At 58.6% G+C, this 3,069-nt stretch carries 5 protein-coding genes; 3 read left to right on the top strand and 2 right to left on the bottom strand.

The genetic code is table 11. From position 1 onward, the window contains the following. The 3 genes from msrB to ACREAY_RS10965 all read left to right on the top strand — a co-directional run. Positions 1 to 297 (top strand): peptide-methionine (R)-S-oxide reductase MsrB (gene msrB / locus ACREAY_RS10975; RefSeq protein WP_431755811.1); only part of this gene is annotated, 297 nt, incomplete at its 5' end. Next, positions 294 to 575, top strand: a complete 282-nt coding sequence (locus tag ACREAY_RS10970) for a DUF7508 domain-containing protein (protein ID WP_431755810.1) — start codon at positions 294 to 296, stop codon at positions 573 to 575. The genes msrB and ACREAY_RS10970, both read left to right, overlap by 4 nt. After that, complete coding sequence (locus ACREAY_RS10965; RefSeq protein WP_431755809.1) at positions 572 to 694, top strand: hypothetical protein; 123 nt, start codon at positions 572 to 574, stop codon at positions 692 to 694. The genes ACREAY_RS10970 and ACREAY_RS10965 overlap by 4 nt, the downstream gene beginning before the upstream one ends. On the opposite strand, the gene gatB is transcribed toward ACREAY_RS10965, so the two are convergent. Next, positions 691 to 2,124, bottom strand: a complete 1,434-nt coding sequence (gatB, locus tag ACREAY_RS10960; RefSeq protein ID WP_431755812.1) for an Asp-tRNA(Asn)/Glu-tRNA(Gln) amidotransferase subunit GatB — start codon at positions 2,122 to 2,124, stop codon at positions 691 to 693. The two genes, ACREAY_RS10965 and gatB, sit on opposite strands and share 4 nt — an antisense overlap. Continuing rightward, on the bottom strand, positions 2,124 to 3,069 hold a 946-nt coding region (locus ACREAY_RS10955), incomplete at its 5' end, for an amidase family protein (protein ID WP_431755808.1). The genes gatB and ACREAY_RS10955, both read right to left, overlap by 1 nt.

The following is a 3,069-nucleotide window of genomic DNA, read 5'->3' as shown; positions in this document are numbered from 1 at the left end:
GGCGAGTACTGGGACTGCCACGACAAGGGCACGTACAAGTGCGTCAACTGCGGCGCCGAGCTGTTCAAGTCAGAGACAAAGTTTGACTCTGGCACAGGCTGGCCGAGTTTCTGGGCCCCTGCAACCGGAGCAAACGTAAAGGAGGAGAGCGACAGGAGCTACGGCATGACAAGGACTGAAGTGATGTGCAGCAGATGCGGCGCGCATCTGGGGCACCTGTTTGACGACGGGCCAAACCCGACAGGCATGCGCTACTGCATAAACTCGCTGTCGCTAAAGCTGGACAGGGAGAAATGAGCTGGTCCGAATGGCTGGACTTTGACAGGGCCGGCGTCGAGCAGGTGCCAGAGGCCGCCGGCGTTTACCTTATGCACGCCAGCATGAAGGTGATGCACATCGGCGGGTCTGCCAACATGCGCAAATCACTGGCAGAATTGCTGTCAGACCCCTGCGCGGGCAAGGCAAAGCGCTTTCACTACATGATTGCAGAAACGTATGCGGAGACAAAAGGGCAGCTGCTCAAAGACTATGCTGACAAGCACGCCGGCAAGATGCCATCGTGCATGGAAAAATGATGCTCGTCCGGTGCTACACCTGCAGGATGGTGTTTGACGTCGACAAGGAAAAAGAGCGCAAGGAGGCAGCAAGGCACAGCAGGGCGTGCCACGAGATGACGCAGGGCTTTAATACCTAGGCCTGCAGCTTTTTCCGTATCAATTCAAGCGTCGCCTTTGGATCGGCCCTGCCCTTTGTGTGCTGCATCACCTTGCCGAGGATAAAGTTGGCTGCAGCGGGGTTTTTCAGGGCGTCTTGCACCGCCGCCGGCTCTGCTGCAAATACTGCATCTATCGCCTGCTCCAGTGCGCCGGCGTCGTCTATCCGGGACGCCTGCGTCTTTCTGGCCACCTGCGACGGCATCTCGCCGGACCTCACCACCTGCGCCAGTATCTGTTTTGCAGTCGAGCGGTTTATGGCGTTCTGCTCGACCAGCTTTGCCAGGTCAGCGATGTGCTCGGGCCCTATCTGCAGGCCGGCGAGCATCGAGTGTTCTTCCTTGGCCTTTTCGTCCACAAAGCCCATCAGGTCAGTCACTATCCAGTTGGCTATCTCCTTTGGCGAATCATAGATCTTTATCGCGGACTCGAAAAAGTCGGCAAGGTCCTTGTTGTCTATCAGCACCTGCGCGACGTGCGGGCTCAGGCCGGACGACGTTATAAAGCGCGCTTTTCTTGCGTCCGGCAGCTCTGGCATCGACTGTTGCAACGACGAAATAAAGCCGGCGCCGAGAGCGACTGCCGGTATGTCCGGCTCGGGAAAGTAGCGATAGTCCTGCTCTTCTTCCTTTGACCGCGATTCCACGGTCACCTTCCTTGCATCGTCCCAGTGGCGCGTCTCTGCCCTGACTTTAATGTCGCGGGAGACCATCGTCCTTTGCCTCGTGATCTCGTACCGGAGCGCCTTTTCGACTTCGCTGAACGAGCCGACGTTTTTTATCTCGACTCTGTGGCCGCCGCCCACCGACACGTTGCCGTCGCACCTGACCGCGCCTTCCAGCCGCGTGTCGCAGATCCCGAGGTGCTCCACAATCGACGTCACCTTGTTGAGAAAGTCCCTCACGTCTTTGGGGTCCACAAAGTCCGGCTCTGTCACTATCTCGACAAGCGGCGTGCCGGCGCGGTTATAGTCGACAAGGGTATAGACGCTCTTTTCCATGCTGCCGCCTTCGTAGACTAGCCGGCCGGGGTCCTCTTCCAGCTGGACGCGCCTGATGCGCGCCGACCTGCCGCTTCCATATTCCAGTTTGCCGTCGGCGCCGATGCTCGTTATGCCGTGCGCATTGTACTGCGTCAGCTGGAAATTCTTGGGCAGGTCAGGGTAGAAATAGTTCTTGCGGTAAAACATGATTTCCGCAGGGATGGCGCAGGCTAGCGCGTGCGATATCATGCCGGCAAATTCCACCGCGCGCCTGTTCAACAGTGGCAGAGTCCCGGGCAAGCCTGCGCACGTCGGGCACGTGTTTGCGTTTGGCTCTTTGCCGCGATAGTCACACAGGCACGAGCAGAACAGCTTGCTCTTTAACCCCGTCAGCTGGCAGTGGATTTCAAGCCCTATCTTGGTCTCCATCACAGGTCAGGGCTCCTTGGCACGCCTGTGGAGGATTCAAGCAGGCCGGCCGCGTCGAGCATCGTCTGCTCCTGGAACTCGTCTGCCATTAATTGCAGGCCGACCGGCAGGCCGGACGCAAAGCCGGCCGGCACTGAAACCGCGGGCATCCCGGCGAGGTTTGCGACCACGGTGTCAATGTCCACCAGGTACATCTTTAGCGGGTCGTCGATTTTTTCGCCTATCTTGAAAGGCAGTATCGGCATCGTCGGGCCGGCAAGCACGTCGTATTTTGCAAAAAGCGACTTTAGCTCTTTTTTCAGCACGGCGCGGGCCTGCTGCGCCTTCAGGTAATATTTGCCGTAATAGCCGGACGATAGCACGTACGAGCCGGTGATTATCCTCCTCTTTACCTCGTCGCCAAAGTTGCTCCTTGCGTGCGCAAAGTACGAGTTCCACTCGTAGCCTTCTGGGCTCAGGTCAAACCCGTAGCGGACGTTGTCATAGCGCGCAAGGTTGCTTGAAGCCTCGGCCATCGCTATGGTATAGTATGACGCAAGCGCGTATTGCACCGACGGCAGTGATGTTTCTTCGCACCTGCAGCCCTGCCCTGCCAGCGCGTCAAAGGCGCCATAGATTATCTTTGACACCTGCTCGTCAGCCCCCTCGACGAACTCTTTGACAAGGCCGACGCGCAGCGGCCTCTTTTCAATTTTGTAAGACGGCTTGCCAGGCGTAGTCGTATGGTCACGTGCGTCGTGGCCTGCAATCACGTTCATGGCCGACGCCACGTCTGCGACCGTCCTGCCGGCCGGCCCCACCTGCTCCAGGCTGTTTGCATACGACACGAGGCCGTACCTGCTGACAAGGCCGTACGTCGGCTTTAGCCCCACGACAGAGCAAAAGCTCGAAGGGCAACGGACGGACCCGCCTGTGTCAGAGCCGAGCGACAGGGCGCACTCCATC

This window comes from Nitrososphaera sp., from assembly GCF_050748925.1.
Classification (GTDB): Archaea; Thermoproteota; Nitrososphaeria; order Nitrososphaerales; family Nitrososphaeraceae; genus Nitrososphaera.
The sequence above is the reverse complement of the archived record's forward strand: the minus strand, read 5'-3'. Positions and strand labels throughout refer to the sequence as shown.